This is a genomic window from Sphingobacterium allocomposti (assembly GCF_008124885.1).
Lineage (GTDB): Bacteria > Bacteroidota > Bacteroidia > Sphingobacteriales > Sphingobacteriaceae > Sphingobacterium > Sphingobacterium allocomposti.
The window spans coordinates 97,118-119,175 of record NZ_VNHX01000012.1; the positions used below are offsets into that span (position 1 = coordinate 97,118).

The following is a 22,058-nucleotide window of genomic DNA, read 5'->3' on the forward strand; positions in this document are numbered from 1 at the left end:
CATAGGATTTATAGTTCTATCTGTGATGGTGGTGATGGTGATGATGAGTATCTTCATCAAAATAATAATGTTTAATTACTATGGCTATCATCGTAAGGAGCCATAATATTAAAAACACCCCAAAAGCTATTAAAAAGAATGACGGTTTCTTTTTCTTCGAAGGATTAGCATCTGAAAGTTTAGCGGCTCCATATCTTTTGTAGGGGGGCACTTTTGTATAACTTTTACCTTTTTTACCCATAGCCTATTCTACCTGTTTTTAAAAGGACACGATTACCTATTTCTAAAATTTCATCCGTTGTATCCTTACAGCATTTAATATTGCCAATAATGCCACACCTACATCGGCAAAAACGGCTTCCCACATGGTAGCCAGACCTCCTGCACCCAAAACCAATACAATTCCTTTTACAACAAATGCCAATGAGATATTTTGCCAAACGATTTTCTTTGTCTGTTTGCCAATGTTGATGGCCATAGGTATTTTGCTTGGTCTATCATCTTGTATCACTACGTCTGCCGTTTCAATCGTGGCATCGCTTCCTAAACCGCCCATTGCAATACCTACGTCACTTAATGCCACAACAGGAGCATCGTTTACACCATCCCCAACAAAAGCAACCGTTTCATTTTTGGCTTTGATTTCTTTTACCCTGTTTACTTTATCTTCCGGCAGCAAATCGCCAAAAGCATTGTCTATACCTAACTGCTCTGCTACATATTTTACGACGGTACTTTTATCTCCGCTAAGCATTGTGGCTTTGACATTGAGTTTATGCAGTTGATTTATAGTGTCCTGTGCGTCTTCTTTGATGGTGTCGGCAATAGTGATATAACCTACAAATTTATTATCATAAGCAACCGCAATTGTGGTATAAACGATAGTGTTCGGGTCTAAATCATATTGTATTCCGAACTTATCCATCAGTTTGAAATTGCCAACCAATAAATCCTTACCATCGATGGTTGATTTCAATCCGTGTCCTGCAATTTCCTCTGTATTTTGCAATTCAACTTCATTACTTGGCTTTCCAACGTATTCGTGAATAGCCGTTGCTACGGGGTGGGTACTATGGCTTTCCAATACGTTGACCATTTGCAGGATTTCGGTTTCATTAAATGCAGAATCAAAAACAACTTCCTGAACCTTAAAAACGCCCTCTGTCATCGTTCCCGTCTTATCCATAACTACGTTTTGAATATTGGAAAGGGCATCTAAAAAGTTACTCCCTTTAAACAATATTCCATTTCTTGAAGCTGCTCCAATTCCTCCGAAATAACCTAACGGAATAGAAATAACCAAAGCACATGGACAGGAAATAACCAGAAATACCAAAGCCCTGTACAACCAATCAGTAAACTGATAATCGTTCACGAAAAAATAGGGCACTAAACAAATGGCTACGGCTAAAACCACTACAATAGGTGTGTAGATTTTGGCAAACTTACGGATAAACAACTCCGTTGGTGCTTTCTGTGATGTGGCGTTTTGTACCAATTCCAAAATCTTGCTCAATTTACTGTCGGTGTATGCGGTTGTAACCTTTACCTGCGATACGGTGTTTAGGTTTATCATTCCAGCCAGAACCGTTTCGCCTTTGTTCTTTGTATCAGGTTTGCTTTCACCTGTTAGAGCTGCCGTATTGAATGACGATGTTGCGGATAACAGTTCTCCGTCCAGACCTAATTTTTCTCCCGGTTTCAGTTGTATGATTTCGCCAATTTCTACTGTCTCTGCTTTGACGGTCTGTGGTTCATTGTTTCGTAAAACGGTTACTTCATCGGGTCTTTGGTCAAGCAATGATTTGATATTTGCTTTGGCTCTGGAAACAGCTAATGTCTGGAACACTTCTCCAACGGCGTAGAACAACATGACTGCAACACCCTCCGGGTACTCGCCAATAGTAAATGCTCCGATAGTGGCAATTCCCATAAGAAAAAACTCCGAAAAGATTTCGCCTTTACCTATGCTTTCTACGGCCTCTTTGAGTACAGGCAATCCGACTGGAATATAGGCAGCGACATACCAAACAATCCTTACCCAATCCGTAAACCATGCTTGCGGAAACCAATTATCCATTGCAATACCTGCGAGCAATAGCACAAGGGAGATAATGGCAGGCAGAAACATTTTGAAAATATTGTCGTTACCATCCGAATGCGAATGGTCGTGTCCGTCTTCATTATCGTGGTCGTTGCTGTGGGCTGTTTTGGGATGCTTTTGTTCCAATAGTTTTTTAGCGTCCGCATCCGTGTAAATTTTTTCTTCCTGTGGTGTGCAACAAAGCTGTTTGCCCTGTGCATCGTATCTGTGTTTGTGTTCCATTACAATAATCTTTTAGTTTTCTGTTTATATTCCTGATATTGTTTGCCATGTTCTCTTGTTAGAAACGTTTCTTCTAACCGTATCTGAACTTGAATAATGAAATATGTGGTTAGTGCAATAAAAAAAGTAAGTGCATTGGGAATGATAAAAAACAATCCCAATACACTTACAATCATTCCTAAAAAAATCGGGTTGCGGCTTATTGAAAATATACCCTTTGTTACTAATCCCGTTTTGTTTTCTTCATCAATACCGATTCGCCAGCTATTGCCCATTTGTAATTGAGCGGTACAAATCCAGACCAAAGCGATGTGGATGATGGTAATACCTGCTATCTGTAAAAAATATGTTTGCAGATAACCGATGGGAACGAGATAATTGTACACCTTCTCACTTAACGAAAACATCAGCACGGCAATAAAGAGCAGTGCGATCAAAAGTTTCATTACAAATCCAATGTAGTCGTGCGCATTATCGGATTTACCGAAAGTTATCGGATTGACACCTGTTTTTTTATAGGTACGATAAGTTGGCAGCACAAAGGTTACCAACATATATAGCACCAAGTAAATAGGTAGATAAAGTTTTAACCAACTCATAATTTTATATGTTCGTTCTTTTTCATCGGTCATTATTTAAGTATGCAGTATTCATTTTTATGATTTTTAATATCACATAGATTAGCATAGTGACGATGCAACCGATTAAAAACAAATAATTAAAGTGCGTATGGTTTTTTAACCATTCCCCAATAAGGTTAAAGGCAGTGAAGATGAGAAACACGGCAAATAAGCCGTTTTTCTCTTTTTTCAGAACTTTCCTTAAACTAAATGAAAGCGTTGGTTTATTGAACAGACCCAATTTTGGTACAAAGGCAGGAACCTTTTCTGCCCATTCTTTATACGCATTCCCGAATTTTCTTTCTAAAAATTGTTCTTCGGCAAACATTATTCTTTCATAATAAATCCAATAGAATAAGATAAAGGATACGACAAACCAAATGTTTTCTGTTAGCAATGCTATTCCCAGCCACATGAAAAAATTTCCGAAGTATAACGGATGTCTTACAACGCTATAAATACCTGTTGTGTTTAGTGTGTCTGCTACTTGCCCCTCTGTTGTGTTTCTGCCCGATGTATTTTTAGGCGCATAACCTATCGTGTATATTCTGATAGCTAAACCTATTAAACTTACAAACAGGCAAAAGGTGGCAAAGTAAGGATTGCAAATGTTAGACGGTGTCGAATGGGAGTTGGTTTGTATAAACACAAACAACCCAATCACTAATATACTTATAGGCAGAAAACTTCTGTACTTAAAAAGCCAGTTGCCTTGTGTTTCAAATTCTTCTTTTAGTGCCATAAATTAATAACTGTTGCATTTTTATTCCATGTTTTCAATATTCATGTCTACTTTTATAATGCCTCATTAAACCTAAAATTAAGCAAGGGGAGCTTGCAATACTATTGCAAACTCCCCTTTAGGCAATCCTCACAAATACCTTTTCCGAATACTTTTATCTCGTCAATCCGGTATTCTTGGCTTCCATTCTGCGGCATTATAAAATCTTCTTTGCAAGTCGTCTGTTTACATATCTTGCAATAGAAGTGTAAGTGCCAATCCTTATGGGTTTTCTCATCGCACCCATCGTGGCACAAAATATACTTGGTAGTCGTATGCTCCTGAATGCTGTGTACAATGCCTTTTTCCTCAAAAGTTTTCAAAGTCCTGTAAATCGTAACCCTGTCGGCTTTGTAAAAATGACTTTCGATTTCGGACAAGGACATCGCTACTTGCTGTTGCTCCAAAAAGTCGTACACCAAAATCCGCATACTGGTTGGACTGGTATTTTTTTTCAACAGCTTTTGTTCAATATTCTTCTTCATTACTACACAATTTTTTTAATGGGCGTGACCGTGTTCTCCGGTATCGTTCATTTTTGCATTCACAAAAAACGCTCCCTTTACTACGATATGTGTACCATGTGGAATTTCACTAACAGGCGTTATAGCGGTATAACCTAATTGAGAAGCGCCTATAGTTATTTCCATTCTTTCAAAACGAGTGCCTTGCTCCGAACCGTGATCGTGGCTATGGTCGTGACTTTCTCCCTCTTTATGGTCGTGAGGTTCTTCTTCCTGCTCTTTGACTAAAAAGATATAATATTTGCCATCGGCATTGACAATCGCGTCGTTGGGTACAGCCGGACTTAATACATTATCTAAACTTACCACTCCGGTTATATTCATGCCATCAATAAGCCCTGTTTTATCTCCGATAATCTTACTGTGTACTGCTATTGTCTTACTGCCTCCGATAAAAGAAGAACCAATGTTGTACACTTCGGCAGAATAGGTTTTATTAGGATTGTTGGTTACGACAAAATCTATTTTCTGACCTATTTTGATTAAAGGAATGTCTTTTTCAAACACCTGCAAATCCAGGTGCAAGGCACTATTCTCGATTATTTCGGCAATAGGCGATGACACATCGACATAACTTCCGATTTTGGCAAAAACATCGCTGATTGTTCCGCTTATAGGACTTGTAACGACCAATGACGATTTAAGGCTCGCATTTGATAAGGATGTCGGGTTGATACCCATCATTTGGATTTGCTGGTTCAATGATGCCTTTCGTGTCCGCAGGGTATTCAGTTCGGTAGTTGCATTTTGCAGATTTTTTCTTGCTCCGACATTTCCATCGTTCAGCTCTCTTTGTCTCGCAAGCTCCTGTTCGGCAAATTCTATCCGGCTATTGATGCTTAAATACTCCTCCTGCAACTGTATGAATTGTGGGTTAGAAATAGTGGCAATGACCTGACCTTTCTTCACGTAATCTCCAATCTCTACATTGAGGGATTTAATGATTCCACCAAACATTGAAGTTGCGTTCGCTTTATTGCTATTGGGAACTCTTAATGCCCCATTTGCTTTCAAAGTCGCCGATAACTGTTTCTGTTCAACCATGCCGATTTCAATGCCGACAGCTTTCATCTGCTCATCGGTAAGCACGGCCGAATTTTCTTCTTCGTGTTCGTCCGTCGCTGGTTCTGCTTCTGCCTCTGTACCGTGATTATGTCCGTCGCCCTCTTTATGGCTGTTCGTACAGGCGTTAAAGGCAAGGAGTGTGACAAAGGCAATAATACCAAAAGCTATCTTATTTATGGTACGTTTCATATATTGTATTATTTACTGATTAATGAATGGATAAGCGTTACAGATTCATTGATTTGCTGTATGCTCTTTAAATAGTTAAGCTGAATATCGGATGTCGTCTGTAAAGCAAAAAGATATTCAACATAGGAAATCTCTCCGGTACTGTACCCCAGCTTTGCTGCTTGAATAATTTCATCAGCGTTCGGAAGTGCCTGCTCCTTGAAATAGGTAAACTGTGCCACATATTGTTCGTATTGTTTCAAGGCATTTGTCAATTCCGTTTTTAGCTGCTTCTCCTGCCATTGGGCATTTTGTTCCAACGATTGTTTCTGATAATCAAGGGAGCGGATTCTTGCTTTTGTTGCACCAAAGGTCAGCGGGATGGATACACCCACATCAAAAAAACTGAACCGCTGTCCTCTGCCGTAAAATTGTTCTACACCGTTTTTACTGTGCATCCCTATCAACGATACGTTGTTATATCCGATCATAAAATCAGGCAGCCCATTTGCACGTTCTACTTTTTTGTTCTGTTCGGCAATTTTTGCCTCCTGATACAATAGCTGGATACTTGGATGGTTTTCAATAGCTGAACTGTCCATTACAGAAGTTAAGAGCAACGGCTCATAATCTGATCTGGATTCAATGACAAATTCTTCATTGATCTGCATGAGGTTTTTAAGGTTCTGATACGCATTCTGTCTAAGAGTCTCGTTTTGCTGGAACAACAAATTAATTTCCCCTTGTTTGGTAACAGCCGTACTGACATCCAACCTGCCTATATCTCCAGTTTTGTACCGCAATTCTGCGACACGTATAAAGTCTGTATAAATACTGTCCAGACGTTTCAGAACAGCGGCATTATTTTCAAGATATGCTAACTGATAATAATACGACCTGACCTGTTGTTTCAGTTCGTTTTCAGTTAGTGCCTTTGCCCACTGCTGACCTTTTACCTGCTCTTTGACAAGGTCTTTCTTTGATCCAAAAAGTGTCGGAAAGGGTATAGTCTGCGAAATCTGGATGCCGTCATTGTATTCAAATCCCTCATTATTTCCATATTGAAAGTTTACATCGGTCTTGGGCAATTCAAACGCTGTCTTGCTTAGGCTTTGGACAGATTGAATATCAAGATTTTTGGAACGGAGTTGAGGATTATTCTCCATAGCTATATCAATAGCTTTGTCTACATTTATTGAGCTTTGCGCATTACTGATTGGAGAAAAACCCAAGAACAACAATACCAATACTACCGGAGTTATAGCTTTCATTTTATTGTTTTTAGGGGGTCTATTATTTCTCATAAATACAAGGTATAGCAGGGGCAATACAAACAACGTCAATGCAGTAGCCGAAATCAATCCTCCGATGACTACGGTTGCCAACGGTTTCTGTACTTCCGCACCTGCACTCGTACTCAACGCCATTGGTAAGAACCCTAAACTTGCCACCGATGCCGTCATCAATACAGGTCTTAGCCTCGTTTTTGCTCCCTCGATAATTCTTGGAATAATCTCGTTCCAACCCTCTTTTTCCAATCTGTTGAATGTGGCAATCAGTACAATTCCGTTTAGAACGGCGACACCGAACAGTGCGATAAACCCGACACCTGCCGATATACTGAACGGCATATCCCTCAACAAAAGGGCAAACACACCGCCAATGGCACTCATCGGGATAGCCGTATAAACCAAAATGGCCTCCTTAAATGAATGGAATGTGAAATACAGTAAGATAAAAATCAACAGTAATGCAATAGGTACTGCAATCAGCAATCTGTCGGTTGCTTTTTGAAGATTTTCAAACTGGCCTCCATAAGTAAAATAGTATCCTGTCGGTAACTTAATCTGTTCAGCCAATTTATCCTGAATTTCTTCTACAACACTTGCCACATCCCGTCCCTGCACATTAAATCCGACATATATCCTGCGCTTTCCGTCTTCACGGCTGATCTGTGCAGGGCCTAATTTATAGTCAATGGTGGCAACCTGCGAAAGCGGGACCTGTTCTCCGTTTGGAAGTGGAATAAACAGGTTATTCACGTCCTCAATGGAACTGCGGTGTGCTTCATCAAGACGTACCACCAAATCAAACCTGCGTTCGTTTTCATAAACCACACCTGCTGATTTACCTGCAAATGCTGTACTGACAATATCATTTATATCTTGTACATTCAAGCCATAGTTAGCTATTCGTGTACGGTCGTATTCGATATTGATTTGCGGAAGACCTGCTACCCGTTCTACCTGCGGAGCGGTTGCACCCTCCACCGTTTGGATGATACTGTTAGCCTTATTGGCATAAATCAACAGGCTGTCGAGGTTCTCACCGAATATTTTCACGGCAACATCTTGCCTGATACCTGTCATCAGCTCATTGAACCGCATCTGTATGGGCTGATTGGCTTCAAAGAATACGCCCGGAATAACTTCCAGCTTCTCCATCATCTCGTTGGAAAGCTCATCATACGATTTATCTGTTTTCCATTCGTCCCGCGGTTTCAGGATAATCATCAGGTCGGTTGCTTCGGGTGGCATGGGATCTGTCGGTACTTCGGCGGCACCGGTCTTACCTACGACCATTTTTACTTCGTCAAATTCTTTAATAATCCTTGATGCTTGCATGGATGTTTCCAGACTTTGGCTAAGCGATGTTCCCTGTGGCAAGATACAGTGAAAAGCAAAATCGCCCTCTCCTAATTTTGGCAGAAACTCGCCGCCCATCCGTGAAAAAAGAAATATACTTATGGTAAAAAGCCCAACGGCAATAGCAATAACTATATATTTTATGCGTATGGCTTTTTCCAATAGGGGCTTATAGATACCTTGAAGATAGTCCATCATTTTGTCTGAAAAATTCTTTTTGGTAATCGGTTTTTTAGACAAACACAATGCACTCATCATCGGAATGTAGGTAAACGACAAAATCAATGCTCCTAAAATGGCAAAACCCACCGTCTGTGCCATTGGAGTAAACATTTTTCCCTCTATACCTACCAAAGTGAGGATAGGGATATAGACAATGAGGATAATGATTTCGCCGAATGCCGCGCTTGTACGGATTTTTCTTGCCGATTCAAAGACCTCGTCGTCCATTTCATTTTGGGTAAGTTTCTGTGTCGATTTCCGTAAGCCCAAATGGTGCATCGTCGCCTCAACCACAATCAGGGAACCATCTACGATCAGTCCAAAATCAATAGCTCCCAAGCTCATCAGATTGGCACTTACTCCGAACAACCGCATCATAGCCAATGCAAACAACATCGATAACGGTATCGCTGATGCTACGATTAAACCCGCCCTGATATTTCCGAGAAAAAGAATAAGTACAAAAATTACGATCAATGCTCCCTCGATCAGATTTTTCTGTACGGTGCTGATAGCCCGTCCAACCAAATCCGTTCTGTCCAGATAAGCCTCAATCACAACATCTTCGGGTAAAGATTGTTGGATAACAGGAAGTTTCTCTTTGATGCGGTTTACAACGGCAGCACTGTTATCGCCTTTGAGCATCATCACAATTCCCCCAACGGCATCAACTTCACCGTTATATGTCATTGCACCGTATCGTGTAGCGTTTCCGAATTTCACTTCGGCGACATCTTTAATATATACCGGAATACTACCTGTATTTTTTACGACAATGTTCCCCACATCCTCAAGCGTTGTTACCAACCCAATTCCCCGAATGAAGTACGCATTGGGTTTTTTGTCTATATAAGCTCCTCCGGTATTCTGGTTATTGGTTTCAAGTGCGGTAAAAATATCGGAAATGCTCACATCCATTGCCTTGATACGGTTAGGGTCAACGGATACCTCATATTGTTTGAGCAGACCGCCAAAACTATTGACTTCCGCAACTCCGGGCGTACCATAAAGCTGGCGGGCAACAATCCAGTCCTGCATTGTTCGCAAATCCATTGCGGAGTACTTATCCTCGCTTCCTTTTTTGGGGTGGAGAATATATTGGTACACTTCGCCAAGACCTGTACTGACAGGGGATAGCTCTGGGGTTCCGACGCCCTCCGGTATCTGTTCCTCTGCCTCTTTCAGTTTCTCATTGACCAATTGCCGGGCAAAATAAATATCAACATCGTCTTGAAATACAACGGTTACAACGGAAAGCCCAAACCTCGAAATACTTCTTATTTCCTCTACTTTCGGAAGATTAACGATACTTTGCTCTACGGGAAAAGTAACCAATTGCTCTACTTCCTGTCCTGCCAATGTCGGACAGAGCGTAATAATCTGAACCTGATTATTGGTAATATCAGGCTGGGCATCAATCGGGATTTTGGTGGCACTCCATACCCCCCAGATGATAAGTAACAAGGTCATCAGTCCTATAATGAACTTATTCTTTACGGAGAATTTTATAATATTATCTAACACTTTTGTTATGATTAATGATGAATTAATAATGATAAAATCATAATGATTACCGTTTAGGTCAAAACGACTTATAGCCAAAACTTCCAACTTAATGCAGTTTGCACCAAGCCGTAATCACTAAAACATTAAAAATTATGCATTAATCTTAGGCGGTTGCCAGATTTCCCCGAAGTAGCGGGGAATAAAGACGTATTTATAATATACTTTAGGCTTAGGTAAATCAAAAGATATTATCTTGCCAATATTAAAGGTACTCCATTGAAGAACTACGCCAGAAACTATTCCGCAACAACCGCAAAAACAGAACGGACTACACATATCGGTTGTTTCGGGGTGATCGTGGCTATCTTCATGCGCTATTTCCGTAGAATGTTCGTGTTGATGAAACACCTCTTTTTCATACATATCGGCACAAGGTATTATGAATAATACCATCATATAGAGCGCCATTATGGAAGAAAAGACTTTCATACTACTTTGCAAAGTTAGTAAAAAAGTAGTGCAATTCCATTGCATTGTTTTTCGTCAAAGAAATTTAACGTGCATTCTGTCTGTGGTGGCTTTTTTGGCATTTAGATTCTGAACGAAAAACCAAAAATTTAGAGGGTATAGAAAATCTTGCCTTTCTTATTAACGCCTACGTCTTCTTGGTTTCGTTGTAGTCCACATAAATATAAACCATACCCCAAAAGCTACGGCAAACCCTATCCACGGAGTTTTCATAGATAAGGCTGCAAAGAACCCTACCGTTGCAATGATGCAGGTAATAAAGAACCAAATTACATTTTTCATCGTTATTCAAATTTACGTGTTTAAATACTTAAAATGAATTACATGAGGAAAATTATTCCCATGTAATTCATTCTCTTATATTAGGCAGCGATTTTTTCTGTTTCGTTTTCCTTTTGTGTTTTCTTCATCACTTTGACTTCGACTTTACGAAGTTGTGAAATGACTTTTCGTTGTACATCATCCACAATCTTCCAATCTTTGGCAATGTAAATATCCGTTGTGCGGTTGCCCTCGTCAACATGGTTGAGCGCAAGAGCCACATCGTCCTTGCTCATTCGGCAATCGTTACGAGCCGTATTCGCAAAAGTGTGCCTTGCCCAATACAAAGTTAGTTCGGGTATTCCTGTCAATTTGCGTAACTGTTCCATCCCTTTGCATAATGCCCAATTAAGGGCATTGGCACTTGAATAGCGTTCACGCAATTTCCCTAAATATTTTTCCAATAAAGGCTTGGCTTCATCGACAATCTTAATGCTGATAAAGGCATTATCCTTACGTTTGCCCTGTGTCTTGGAACGGTTATAGTCTAAACGTCCGTTTCTAACGTCACGCTCTGTTATTTGGTACAGGTCTACGGCATTTATGCCACAAAGGTAGAACGAAAGCATATAAAGTTCCTTTGCCAATTCCGCACGGCTTCCGGGGATGGTTACACAATCCCGGATAGTCAATACTTGTTCAAGTGTATTGTTCCTTTTCTTGGTGAGGGGTGGGGAACCAACCTTGTATTTCTTGAATGGATAGTGTTTGATGCGGTAAATGCCGAGGTCTTCATTATTATAGACTTCTCGTGCGGCATTAAATAATGTTCTTAAATCCCTCATGTGGTTGTGCAGCCCGCTATCAGACAATCCTTTTTCGGTTGTGACAACTGGCTTGTTGTCTTGATTGTAGCGTGTCATTGTTCGTTCTGTCCGTAAATAACGCTCATAGGCCATTAGCATATTGGAGTTAATCTCTTTAATGGAAACGGATGGCCGTTTAAAATAATCGACAAGGCTGTTACGGATTACCGATTGATTTTTGGCCGATCCACCGCGTCCTTCTTTCTTTAGGCGTTCGATGTGTTGAGTACAAAACTTAATAAAGTCGATGTCCTCGTCCTTATCACGCAGGTAGTCCCGCAGTGATGTGGCTGTAAAATAATCAAGTCGGTCGTCGAGGTCGCTAATCATCTTTCGATAATCCCTTAGCTGCTGTTCGACCTTGTCTGCAATAAAAGGATCTTTGATCTTAAAATCCTTGGTCAGCTGCTTCTTGACAACAAAGTGATTGGTGTCAATAAACTTTCTTTCACTTTTGTGATGGACACAAATTTTTACGTTGTAAGTTCCATCTGCTTTCTTGTGGTGTTCATAAACCTTTGCGCTTACGGTTGCCATAATTTTTTCAATTAGCACGCAAAAATTTCCGTTACCTATTTGTTACGGTTTTGCGTGAAGTTCAACAAAAAACTATGTAAAACCAGCCGTAGGGGCGATTTGCCCGTGACCGTCTCGCCGATGAAATCGGCTCAAAGAAATGAAAAAAAACCGCTTCAAAATTTCTTCTGAAACGGCTTTTAGTGCGCCCAACAGGGCTCGAACCTGTGACCAAGAGATTATGAGTCTCCTACTCTAACCAACTGAGCTATAGGCGCTTACGTTATTTTTCCTGTCGTTAAACAGGGGATTTATTGTAAGTTTTTGAGTTTTTACAAACTCTGTTTTTTTAATGCTAATCAGAACACTTATTTTACTATGCTGTCCTGACTTTCAGCACCTTAAGCTGTTAGATTATGAGTCTTCTACTCTAACCGACTGAGCTATAGGCGCAGCTTCTATTAACCTTGTCAAAAGCGCAATGTTATTCCGTTTTGACGATGCAATTATCGATATTTGCGCTGAGAAAACAAAATTTTCCATGCAAAAAATTAAAAATATTATTCTCGATTACGGCAATGTTATTTTCATGATCGACTTCCTGCGGGTGCGGGATTCTTTTATATCGTTGGGTATCAAAAATGTAGATAGCTTTTTCGGACATAGGTCTCAGGACCCGTTGTTCGACCTGTTCGATCGCGGGGAAATTACAGCTGCACAGTTCCGCGAAGGTATCCGCATGCGGACGGGTAGACCGGACCTCACCGATGAGGAGATAGACGCCGCCTGGAACACGTTGTTAATTGGTGTTCCGGAAGGAAAACACGAAGTGCTGGCATATCTCCATAAAAAATATCGCTGTTTTTTGTTGAGCAACAATAACGAGATACATTATCAGTATTGCATGAACCATATAAGGGAAAAGTATGGTATTAACGACAATTCCATATTCTTCGAAAAGACATTCTACTCCCACCTCGTGGGATTAAGAAAACCTGACGCCGCGATCTTTCAGGAAGTCGTCGATCAGACCGGGATCGTGCCCGATGAGACCTTATTTATTGACGACAGTCCTCAACATTTAGAGGGGGCGCAACGACTGGGCTTTCGAACTGCGCTATGCACGTCGGAGGAACCGCTGGAGGTGCTTGTCAAAAAATTTAATCTATAGGCCATGAACCACAGATCCTCGACGGCCGTATCCGCAATCTGCTTTCACCGCTGGCAGATACCGCCGTCGCGAGCTGTCAGCTAGATTTTTTCTGTGCGGTAGACAACAATGTCGTCTTCCAGTTTCTCGCCGGCCAGCCCTATAAATGCCTGAATATAGGGCTGGCTATTATGTTTCTCCAATTCCTTTTCATTTTCCCAAATTTCATAGAAAACAAACACATCCTTGTTGTCTATTCCCTGGTGCAGATCATATTGAATACATCCGCGTTCCTTCCTGGTTTCCCGTACCATGTTTTCTAATACTGCCAGTACCTCTTTCCGAAATGCCGGTTTGGCCTTAACGACTGCCGTCAAATATATATACATCTCTCTTATTTTAGGCGATTACTTTTTCTAAATGCTTCCTATACGCGTCTTGGTATGCTGTTATACGCGCCTCCGTGCCGTTTTTTTCCACATCGTGAAAATGAAAACCAGTAATCCGTTCCATTCCCACAAATTGATTCATCTTATGAAAACCGAATAAAACGCCGTCGTCGACCGAATGTCGTTCAAAGAATTCTCCCGGAAGCGTAAATGCGGTATCCGGTGCATTCCACGTCGTGGTCACCATATAGCGCTTTCCTTGCATAAGTCCGCCCGTGCCATAGTTTACTGCGGGATTACTCCGGCTTCTTCCGTCACTTTTGTACATACCGTTTTGGTGACCTGCAGTGAAGACCTCGTCAATATATCTCTTCATGCCGTTGGGCACTTGAAACCACCATATCGGTGTGTGGTAGACAACGATATCCGCCCATGTGAAGTTTTCTACCTCAGCCCGCGCGTCAAACCCATCGTCTATTCGGGTAACACGATATGAAATTCCTTTTTCTTCTGCAAAACCAATAGTCCAACGCGTAATGGTCTCGTTAAATCTGCCGCCCGAGTGGGCAAACGTCTGTCCGGCATTAATAATAAATATATTCATCTCTAAACCTGATTTGAGATGCAAAGTTCTCACCTAATTTTATATAATAAAAATAATTTAAATTGTATTATTGTATTATAAATATAATAGAATGAAATGGAATCTCGAATGGCTGCGTACATTCAAAGCCATCTACGACAACGGAACGCTCTCGGCCGCTGCACAGGAGCTATTTATATCGCAACCGGGTGTCAGTCTTCATCTAAACTCGCTGGAGGCATTTACAGGGAGTAAACTATTTGACCGGTCGGCAAGAAAGATGGTGCCTACCGAAAAAGGAAAAATGCTCTATAACGTTATTCTCGAACCGTTGCAGAAAATGGAGGCGGCCGAGCAACACTTCCATCAACGCTCACAGACGGAGCGCGTAACTGTCAGTGTCGGCATGTGCTTCGAGACGTTCCAATATACACTTGAAGAGCACATAACGGGTCTACCTTTTAATTTAATACTCAAATTCGGCGAATATCCGCAAATGCAGCATGATCTAGAAAACGGCTTTCTCGACCTGATCGTAACGCCCCAAAAAGGAAGCCAGCATAACCTTCAATACGAACCCTTCTCGAAAGAACGGATTGTGCTGATAGCCGGTGGTGCCACAGACACCATGGCTATCTCCGAACTGTTAAAAAAAGGGGACACTAAGGAAGCCGTCACTCAGCTCCGCCAACAGCTATGGTATAGTACGGCCGCCGACATGGAGCATCTCCGAAACTTCTGGCTGAGGCATTTCGGCGAATACCCTGGATTCAGCCCTAACTATATTGTGCCCAATATAAGTTCAATTATTCGCTGCCTCAGCAATGGCCAAGGCTTCTCTGTCGTCCCTGATTTTTTATGTCGGCAAGCCATTGCGTCGGGTGCTGTCCAGCTTGTGTGGGAAGGTGTGTCGCCCTTGGAGAATACACTTTTTTTTGGAACCCGAAAGAAGACCATATATCGGGATGAAATCGAGACGTTACAGAATTTTCTCAAGCAACGCTGGGAATCAGCCGAGGGACACAAGAAATAGCCCCTTCGGGCCGTTAAAACGAACCAACAATGCAATATATTCGATTTTTATATTTTTTTTACAGAAAACGCGAGACAAATACAGAACTATTTGCTCATACATAGCAAAAAATCAATAAAAAAGCAAATAAAAACAAGAAAACAACAAACAATATTTGATAAATGAAACAAAAATCACATTAAAATATAAATAATTTATAAACTAACAACAAAAAACATTACATTCGTCATGAAAAACTAAGCAAAACCATGATTACAGATAAATTTGGGCGAACCGCCAGTTATTTGCGTCTCGCTGTCGTGGACCGATGTAACCTCCGGTGTACCTACTGCATGCCGGCTGACGGGTTAGAATGGTTGCCCAAAGCAGAACTCATGACACCCATGGAAATACTCCGTCTTTGCCGGATTTTTACAGAAATGGGAGTCGACAAAATCCGGATTACGGGCGGCGAGCCATTTCTGCGCAAAGATCTGCTTCCTCTTTTGAAAGAAATCACGCGCTTATCAGGCGTTCGCGATGTCGGAATAACCACCAACGGGTTGCTAACTGAACAATATATCCCTCATCTCAAGGCAATAGGCATCAGATCGATTAATCTCAGTCTCGACACCCTTGACCCCGCACGGTTCTTTAGCATCTCCCGCCGACATGGGCTCGAACGCGTGTTGAACACACTAAATTCTTTAATTAAACATGGCTTTGACATAAAAATCAACACCGTGGTTATGGGTAACACGAACATAGCGGATATTGTTCCGTTGATAAACCTGACCCGTAACCATCCTATCAGCGTACGTTTCATTGAAGAGATGCCCTTCAACGGAGATATACACAGTGCCACAACTACATGGACGGCATCGCATATTACGGACTACATCAGACAGCATTTCCCTTTATTGAAAAAAAACAGCCGACAAGCTCATTCGACATCATGCAGCTATGCTATTCCCGGCCATCAAGGTGATATCGGCATAATAGCGGCCTATACCCGTTCTTTCTGCGGAGACTGCAACCGCCTTCGACTGACTCCTTACGGCTTGCTGAAAACATGCCTCTACCGCGCTGATGGTGTAGATCTGAAGACTGCTATCCGACAAGGATACGACGACGATGACCTTAAACAGATGATTAGACAAGCCGTCTGGGATAAGGCGACCGATGGCTGGAAAGCTGAAAATCTTTCTGCTTCACGCGCTGCCACATACCAGTCGATGGCTACAATCGGAGGCTGATGGAATTCATAACTGTACATGAGGCAGAGGAAATCATCCTCGCAGAAACACGCAGCTATGGCATAGAACAGCTCCCCATCGGAAGAGCCAGTGGCCGTGTGCTCGCCGGCACCCTCCGGGCCGACCGCGACCTTCCACCCTTTGACAGGGCAACCGTCGATGGAATAGCCATAGGTGCCGAGGCTGTCGCACGAAACATCAAGCAGTTTACGATTAAAGGCGTTCAAGCTGCCGGAATGGAGCCGATCCCGCTGTCCGGCCCCGACAAATGCATAGAAATCATGACGGGAGCGGCCGTACACCATAGCGCTGTCGCCATTGTCCGCTATGAAGACGTAGAATTAGACCGCCCGAACGCCCAGTTGACAGGTTCCTCGCCACTGATCGGCCAACATATACATCGAATGGGACAAGATAAGCGGGTGAATGACGTCGTCGTACCGGCGGGACGGATCGTCGGCCCCAGCCTTATGAGTATTGCCGCCTCGTTGGGCTCTTCGTACATACCTGTCAAAAAGCTACCCCGTGTTGCGGTCATCACCACGGGAAGCGAACTGGTTCACATAGACGACACGCCCTCCCCTTTTCAGATACGTCGATCGAATGATATAGCCATACAGGCCGCGCTATCCCGTTACGGCATTTATGCCTCCGCCATACATCTTTCCGACGACTATAAAAAGATGGAGGCTTGCTTAACCAGCTGCGTTCAGGACTACGATGTGCTGCTCCTGACGGGAGGCGTTTCGATGGGCAGATTCGATTATGTTCCGGATGTCCTGTCAACGTTGGGTGTCATCAAAAAGTTCCACAAAGTAAAACAACGGCCCGGGAAGCCACTCTGGTTCGGCGCTTTTCAGCACGGCCCGATTGTATTTGCATTTCCCGGCAATCCTGTGTCGGTCTTTATGTGTCTGCACCGTTATTTCATCCCTTGGCTTGAGGAGTCGCTCGGACTAAACAGACCGGCAGAATACGCAATACTCCAGAACGACATCTGCTTTGCGCCTCCGTTGCAGTACTTCCCGCAGGTGTCGGTAAGGATCAGCCGCCACGGGCTGTTGGAAGCCCTGCCGGTTCGCGGCAATGGTTCGGGAGACTTCGCCAATCTGGCCGAGACTAATGCCTTCATGGAACTTCCCCTTGAACATTCAGTCTTCCGGCGGGGAAACGCTTACCGGATTTGGAAATATATCACCCATTAAACGAAAACGTATGAAAACACTATCCCATCTAAATGAAAAGTCTGAGCCTATCCTCGTCGACGTAAGCAATAAAGCGACTACCAAGCGGTCTGCAACGGCACAAAGTACGGTAAGCCTCCCCGCGGAAGCATTTGAGAAACTACGCGGGAACTGTTTCCAGAGTAAAAAGGGTGCGGTGTTCCAAACCGCCATCATAGCGGGCATCCTGGCGGCAAAAAAAACCGGCGAGCTGATCCCGCTCTGTCATCCCCTGTTTCTCGAGAATTGCGAGGTCCTAATCGGGTTTAATTCCAGCAACCATATTATAGTCTCCTGCACGGCAACGACTACCGGCAAGACCGGCGTAGAAATGGAAGCACTGACCGGTGCAAGCGTGGCTGCTTTGACCATCTACGATATGTGCAAATCCTTAACACACGACATCGTTATCAGCGAGACAAAATTGTTGGCTAAAACAGGAGGCAAACATGACTTCGTCAACACATAAAGGCCTTCCACTGTACGGCTTGGTGCTAACAGGTGGAAAGAGCGTCAGAATGGGAACGCGTAAGGATCTTATCTCCTGGCATGGAAAACAACAGCGATACCATATAGCCGACCTTCTTAGAACGGTATGCGAACATGTCTACATCTCCTGCCGTGCCGACCAGCTTATCAACACGGATCCACAATATCCTATGCTTCCGGACACATTTTCCGGCATCGGCCCCGCGGGAGGCATCCTGACCGCTCTGGAGTTCCGACGAAATGCAGCCTGGCTCGTCGTAGCCTGTGACCTACCGCTGGTAGACGATAGAACGTTAGAGACTCTTGTCGGCAGCAGGGATTCTGAAAAGATCGCGACCGCCTACCTCAATCCCGTTGATGGACTCCCTGAACCTTTGATCGCGATTTGGGAACCAAAAAGTTATGGTCTCCTGCTGGAATACCTTGGAAAGAATGTTATGTGTCCCAGAAAGATGCTTATACATGCTGATACGCAGCTCATAACAGCGCCGGATCCAAACTGGCTATTGAACGTTAACACGCCCGCCGACGCAGAACGGGCCAGTTCCATCCTTAAAACCTAGAAAGTTATGCCCATAAATTATGAACGTTACGGCTGTCAGATCGCTCTTCCAGATTTTGGAGACGACGCCCAACGGCGCTTATCTGAGGCCCGCGTGCTGATAGTTGGTGTCGGAGGCCTAGGCTGTCCGGTTTCGCAATATCTTGTGGCCGCTGGCGTTGGAACGATCGGCATTGTCGACGACGACAGGATCACGATGAGCAATCTACACCGGCAAATTCTCTACACGACAGCGGATATTGGCAAGCTGAAAGCTGCAGTCGCGGTAGAGCGACTGCAGGAGCAGAACCCGGAGACACAGCTGATCGCCTACCCGATACGGGTCAACTCCGACAATGTCATGGAGCTGGTTGCCGGCTATGACCTCGTGATCGAAGGTACCGACAACATCGAGACGAAATGTCTATTGAACGATGCCTGTGTCCTATCAGGAAAGCCACTGGTGTACGGCGCTGTCTATCAGCGGGAAGGCCACGTCAGCGTCTGGAACGTCCTGCACGACGACGGCAGCTACTCGCCAAACTACCGCGACGTCTTTCCAGCTATCGAGCGGGCCCAGGTTCCTAATTGCAGGGAAGGTGGTGTCATGCCACCGCTCGTAGGAATCGTGGGTTCCATGCAGGCTAATGAGGCCATTAAGTATTTCACGCAACGCGGGTCGGTGCTGGCGGGAAAATTATGGATATTCAATGCGGAAGATGGAAGAACCAATATTATCCGGTTAAAAAAAACCAACATCCGGCCTATCACCGCCGTCCTGCCGTCTGTCTCCCTCATCCCATTCGAAACCGTTAAAGATGCTACAGACTGCTTCGAATTGATTGACGTGCGAACGGCGGAAGAGCACAGCGCCTTTAATATCGGAGGAAGATGTATTTCTATTGACACCCTGCACGAAAACCTCGACGGATTAAAAACTGTAGCACTCCCCGTCGTCTGTTACTGCCACTCCGGTGGCAGGAGCGCAACGGCCGCTTCTATCATCAAAGGAGCCTACCCCGAAAAGACCGTATATTCGCTGGCCGGCGGCATAGCCGGCCTCATGGCACGAAACGGCCGTGGCTAGCAGCCTAAATTCGGATGCGGATAGTTGTCGCTTTGGTCCTCCGTCGTATTGTCGATACAGACAAAATCCTTTTCGACGAGGAGTTTCACTTGCCCAGACATCCCTTCAAATCCTACCTGATCTGTGTTGGCCAACGCGCTGGCCATAACCATGGGCATGCGCAGGACAATGGCTCCGTTTACGAAACCAGCCGACAGCGCATCACTGTCCACGACCTCTACCCCGTACTGAAAGGTCCCGTCCACAAAGGATGTTGAACTTCCAACTCGTCCATCAGCCGCCAGCTTGGCTACCTCCGACTTTGTCAAACGGAATCTTACGGTGTTGTCTTTTATTCTAATTTTCATCTGATTAAATTCGTTCTTTGTCGATCATGAAGCTTGCAAAATTCGTCCGTGCTTAATTTAAATAGCATTCATGAATTTATTTCACTCTGTTATTAACCTGTATTACCACAACGAGTATTCTTGAACATTTCGCATGTTGACTTTTAATTGTCATATAGGATACGCATGTGCTTGTTTGTGTTGGCTGACTTATTCATTTTTCATTGCTTCAAAGGATTCACCCTGCTTAGTTTCGGTAATATGCGCATCCATTTCTTTATACATCGTGTTACCAAATGCTGCTGCCCGTCCCCTCAGGGATGTGCAGACACCCAATGTTCCCCATCTTCGAAGAACTCTTTTTTCCATATCGGCACAGTGATCTTAAGTTGATCAATGGCGTACTGACAAGCTTCGAAAGCGGCGGTCCGATGCGGCGAAGACACCACAATGACAACCGCCGCCTCTCCGGGGTAAATTGTACCGATGCGGTGATGCATCACCACATGCGCCGCTCCACATTTGGCTATCGCTTCGTCCGCAATCTTCCGCATCTCCTTTTGCGCCATGGGCAGGTAACATTCGAATTCCAACCGGCGTACCTTTCTCCCCTGCGTCTCGTTTCTTACGGTCCCTACGAAGCTTACAACGCCCCCACATTGCTGGTCGTATGCCTGGCGTAGACACAGGTCGGTATCCAGCGGCGTATCCAGAATCTTAACGTCTACCATAGTTAACCCCCGCTCACAGGTGGGATAAGAGCGATCTCATCATCAGCTTTTATAGACTGCTCTTCGGTTGCATACTCTTCATTTACCGCAAGAAAATATGATCTCAGTTTTAGTAGATCCGGATATTTTTCTTCTAACAGGACTTTCAGTTCACCTGCCGTAATGCCGTCGCTTACGTCCAGCACTTCCTTAGGCCGCCCTACAATCTCTTTGGCTATTCCAAAAGCCAACACGTTTATTTTCATCTAATTAAATTTACTTTATATCGGTGATTCAGCTTGCATGAACTAAGTTAATCATGCCCAATTTTAAGCGGAACTCATGCAGGTCTCATCTGTGCAATCTTTTTTGTGACGATGAAGCCGCCGATCTATTCGTTCCCTTGTGGCTAAACAAACCGTGATGATTTCATCATCACATTATCTCTCGGTGTCAAATTCCGATTGTATAGACACAATCGCCCCGATTCCATACCGCAAGATTAGCTCCATATGAACGGAACATTTTTAGCTAGCACATTGACGCCTGCAATAAGCACCAGAATTGCCGTAACACGTTTAATTACGAGAGGCTCCCAACCGATTGCCAGATTTGCTCCCATCTGTCCCCCGATCAGCGTCATCATGCATAAGGATGACATACGTACCACATCAACATTTTCCAATGACTGCTTCCATTGTCCTGCTATTCCCACGATCGAATTAACCAAAATGAACAGGCTGGCGGTGGCAGCAATCTTCTTGGCGGTGTCCCATCTTGCCAGATTCAATACCGGCGAAAGAAAGATGCCACCTCCTATCCCTACCATCCCCGAAAGGAATCCAATCCCACTTCCCCAGATCGCACTCTTTACAGCCGGTTTCTTTTCGGGTACGTCGTGATCGTCGGGCTCTGTCTTCTTTTCCATCCATAACAGAACGGCCGCAGCGAGCAAACTAATTCCCAGAATGCAAAAAAAAGCATGTTGACTGATTTTGACAACCGCTCCTAGATAGGCCATTGGTACGCTAGCTGCCACCAACGGAAGTGTGCGCCGCCAATTTAACTGCCCTACACGTAGGTGGACGAACACACTCCCTGTCACTACGATCACGTTGCAGACCAACACTGTTAGCCTTAGTTCCAGATACGGCATACCGTATATCGCCAGCAACGCCAGATAACTTGATCCGCCGCCAAAGCCGACGGCCGCGTATACGAAGGAAATTCCCAGAAAAAAGAGGTAAAGCTCCCAGTACATTTT

At 43.8% G+C, this 22,058-nt stretch carries 21 protein-coding genes, 1 tRNA gene and 2 pseudogenes; 8 read left to right on the forward strand and 16 right to left on the reverse strand.

What is annotated here, in order from left to right:
- Nucleotides 1-16: 16 nt before the first annotated feature.
- From BC792_RS18505 to BC792_RS10375, 10 genes are all read right to left on the reverse strand, one after another.
- Nucleotides 17-241: a hypothetical protein gene (locus BC792_RS18505; RefSeq protein WP_148908925.1), complete on the reverse strand. Its 225-nt coding sequence runs from the start codon at nucleotides 239-241 to the stop codon at nucleotides 17-19.
- A gap of 42 nt (nucleotides 242-283) precedes the next feature.
- On the reverse strand, nucleotides 284-2,326 hold the full coding sequence (locus BC792_RS10335; RefSeq protein ID WP_148908926.1) for a heavy metal translocating P-type ATPase: 2,043 nt from the start codon (nucleotides 2,324-2,326) through the stop codon (nucleotides 284-286).
- Nucleotides 2,326-2,925, reverse strand: coding sequence for a methyltransferase family protein (locus BC792_RS10340; protein WP_211357520.1), 600 nt, complete (start codon nucleotides 2,923-2,925; stop codon nucleotides 2,326-2,328). The genes BC792_RS10335 and BC792_RS10340 overlap by 1 nt, the downstream gene beginning before the upstream one ends.
- A 22-nt stretch (nucleotides 2,926-2,947) precedes the next feature.
- Entirely contained in the window at nucleotides 2,948-3,688 is a 741-nt protein-coding gene (locus BC792_RS10345) for a methyltransferase family protein (RefSeq protein WP_148908927.1), read from the reverse strand.
- Nucleotides 3,689-3,789: 101 nt separating this feature from the next.
- Nucleotides 3,790-4,212 (reverse strand): Fur family transcriptional regulator, encoded by a 423-nt coding sequence (locus tag BC792_RS10350; protein WP_148908928.1) that lies wholly within the window; start codon nucleotides 4,210-4,212, stop codon nucleotides 3,790-3,792.
- Nucleotides 4,213-4,227: 15 nt separating this feature from the next.
- On the reverse strand, nucleotides 4,228-5,505 hold the full coding sequence (locus BC792_RS10355) for an efflux RND transporter periplasmic adaptor subunit (RefSeq protein ID WP_148908929.1): 1,278 nt from the start codon (nucleotides 5,503-5,505) through the stop codon (nucleotides 4,228-4,230).
- Nucleotides 5,506-5,513: 8 nt separating this feature from the next.
- The gene (locus BC792_RS10360; protein WP_148908930.1) at nucleotides 5,514-9,875 is read right to left on the reverse strand and encodes a CusA/CzcA family heavy metal efflux RND transporter; all 4,362 of its coding nucleotides are present in this window, start codon (nucleotides 9,873-9,875) and stop codon (nucleotides 5,514-5,516) included.
- Nucleotides 9,876-10,007: 132 nt separating this feature from the next.
- Entirely contained in the window at nucleotides 10,008-10,391 is a 384-nt protein-coding gene (locus tag BC792_RS18760) for a DUF6660 family protein (RefSeq protein WP_317131713.1), read from the reverse strand.
- Between the two features lie 356 nt (nucleotides 10,392-10,747).
- Nucleotides 10,748-12,049 (reverse strand): site-specific integrase, encoded by a 1,302-nt coding sequence (locus BC792_RS10370; RefSeq protein WP_170250009.1) that lies wholly within the window; start codon nucleotides 12,047-12,049, stop codon nucleotides 10,748-10,750.
- A 183-nt stretch (nucleotides 12,050-12,232) separates the two neighbouring features.
- Nucleotides 12,233-12,306, reverse strand: a tRNA-Ile gene (locus BC792_RS10375).
- A gap of 263 nt (nucleotides 12,307-12,569) precedes the next feature.
- On the opposite strand from BC792_RS10375, the gene BC792_RS10380 reads away from it, so the two are divergent.
- Nucleotides 12,570-13,199 carry an HAD family hydrolase gene (locus BC792_RS10380; RefSeq protein WP_148908932.1) on the forward strand — a complete coding sequence of 210 codons (630 nt, stop codon included), beginning with the start codon at nucleotides 12,570-12,572 and terminating at the stop codon, nucleotides 13,197-13,199.
- 80 nt (nucleotides 13,200-13,279) lie between these two features.
- Here the strand turns inward: BC792_RS10380 and BC792_RS10385 are convergent, their stop codons facing one another.
- Together BC792_RS10385 and BC792_RS10390 are read right to left on the reverse strand one after the other, a co-directional pair.
- Nucleotides 13,280-13,567, reverse strand: coding sequence for a putative quinol monooxygenase (locus BC792_RS10385; protein ID WP_148908933.1), 288 nt, complete (start codon nucleotides 13,565-13,567; stop codon nucleotides 13,280-13,282).
- A gap of 10 nt (nucleotides 13,568-13,577) precedes the next feature.
- Entirely contained in the window at nucleotides 13,578-14,171 is a 594-nt protein-coding gene (locus tag BC792_RS10390; RefSeq protein ID WP_148908934.1) for an NAD(P)H-dependent oxidoreductase, read from the reverse strand.
- 91 nt (nucleotides 14,172-14,262) lie between these two features.
- Here BC792_RS10390 and BC792_RS10395 point away from each other — a divergent pair, with 91 nt between their 5' ends.
- From BC792_RS10395 to BC792_RS10420, 7 genes and pseudogenes are all read left to right on the forward strand, one after another.
- Entirely contained in the window at nucleotides 14,263-15,183 is a 921-nt protein-coding gene (locus BC792_RS10395; RefSeq protein WP_148908935.1) for a LysR family transcriptional regulator, read from the forward strand.
- A 248-nt stretch (nucleotides 15,184-15,431) separates the two neighbouring features.
- The gene (moaA, locus tag BC792_RS10400) at nucleotides 15,432-16,418 is read left to right on the forward strand and encodes a GTP 3',8-cyclase MoaA (RefSeq protein ID WP_148908936.1); all 987 of its coding nucleotides are present in this window, start codon (nucleotides 15,432-15,434) and stop codon (nucleotides 16,416-16,418) included.
- Nucleotides 16,418-17,350: pseudogene (locus BC792_RS10405) on the forward strand (molybdopterin molybdotransferase MoeA); the annotation flags it as partial. The gene moaA and the pseudogene BC792_RS10405, both read left to right, overlap by 1 nt.
- Nucleotides 17,327-17,608, forward strand: a pseudogene (locus BC792_RS18795) (hypothetical protein); the annotation flags it as partial. The pseudogenes BC792_RS10405 and BC792_RS18795, both read left to right, overlap by 24 nt.
- Nucleotides 17,609-17,633: 25 nt before the next feature.
- Nucleotides 17,634-18,110, forward strand: a complete 477-nt coding sequence (gene moaC / locus BC792_RS10410; RefSeq protein WP_148908938.1) for a cyclic pyranopterin monophosphate synthase MoaC — start codon at nucleotides 17,634-17,636, stop codon at nucleotides 18,108-18,110.
- Nucleotides 18,091-18,693 carry an NTP transferase domain-containing protein gene (locus BC792_RS10415; protein ID WP_148908939.1) on the forward strand — a complete coding sequence of 201 codons (603 nt, stop codon included), beginning with the start codon at nucleotides 18,091-18,093 and terminating at the stop codon, nucleotides 18,691-18,693. Before moaC ends, BC792_RS10415 begins: the two co-directional genes overlap by 20 nt.
- Nucleotides 18,694-18,699: 6 nt before the next feature.
- Nucleotides 18,700-19,758 (forward strand): HesA/MoeB/ThiF family protein, encoded by a 1,059-nt coding sequence (locus tag BC792_RS10420; protein ID WP_148908940.1) that lies wholly within the window; start codon nucleotides 18,700-18,702, stop codon nucleotides 19,756-19,758.
- Here BC792_RS10420 and BC792_RS10425 read toward each other — a convergent pair.
- From BC792_RS10425 to BC792_RS10440, 4 genes are all read right to left on the reverse strand, one after another.
- Nucleotides 19,755-20,105: a DUF7009 family protein gene (locus BC792_RS10425; protein ID WP_148908941.1), complete on the reverse strand. Its 351-nt coding sequence runs from the start codon at nucleotides 20,103-20,105 to the stop codon at nucleotides 19,755-19,757. The genes BC792_RS10420 and BC792_RS10425 overlap by 4 nt on opposite strands.
- A gap of 293 nt (nucleotides 20,106-20,398) precedes the next feature.
- Nucleotides 20,399-20,815, reverse strand: a complete 417-nt coding sequence (locus BC792_RS10430; RefSeq protein WP_148908942.1) for a molybdenum cofactor biosynthesis protein MoaE — start codon at nucleotides 20,813-20,815, stop codon at nucleotides 20,399-20,401.
- A 2-nt stretch (nucleotides 20,816-20,817) separates the two neighbouring features.
- Entirely contained in the window at nucleotides 20,818-21,060 is a 243-nt protein-coding gene (gene moaD / locus BC792_RS10435) for a molybdopterin converting factor subunit 1 (protein WP_148908943.1), read from the reverse strand.
- Nucleotides 21,061-21,296: 236 nt separating this feature from the next.
- On the reverse strand, nucleotides 21,297-22,055 hold the full coding sequence (locus BC792_RS10440; protein WP_148908944.1) for a sulfite exporter TauE/SafE family protein: 759 nt from the start codon (nucleotides 22,053-22,055) through the stop codon (nucleotides 21,297-21,299).
- Between the last annotated feature and the right edge of the window lie 3 nt (nucleotides 22,056-22,058).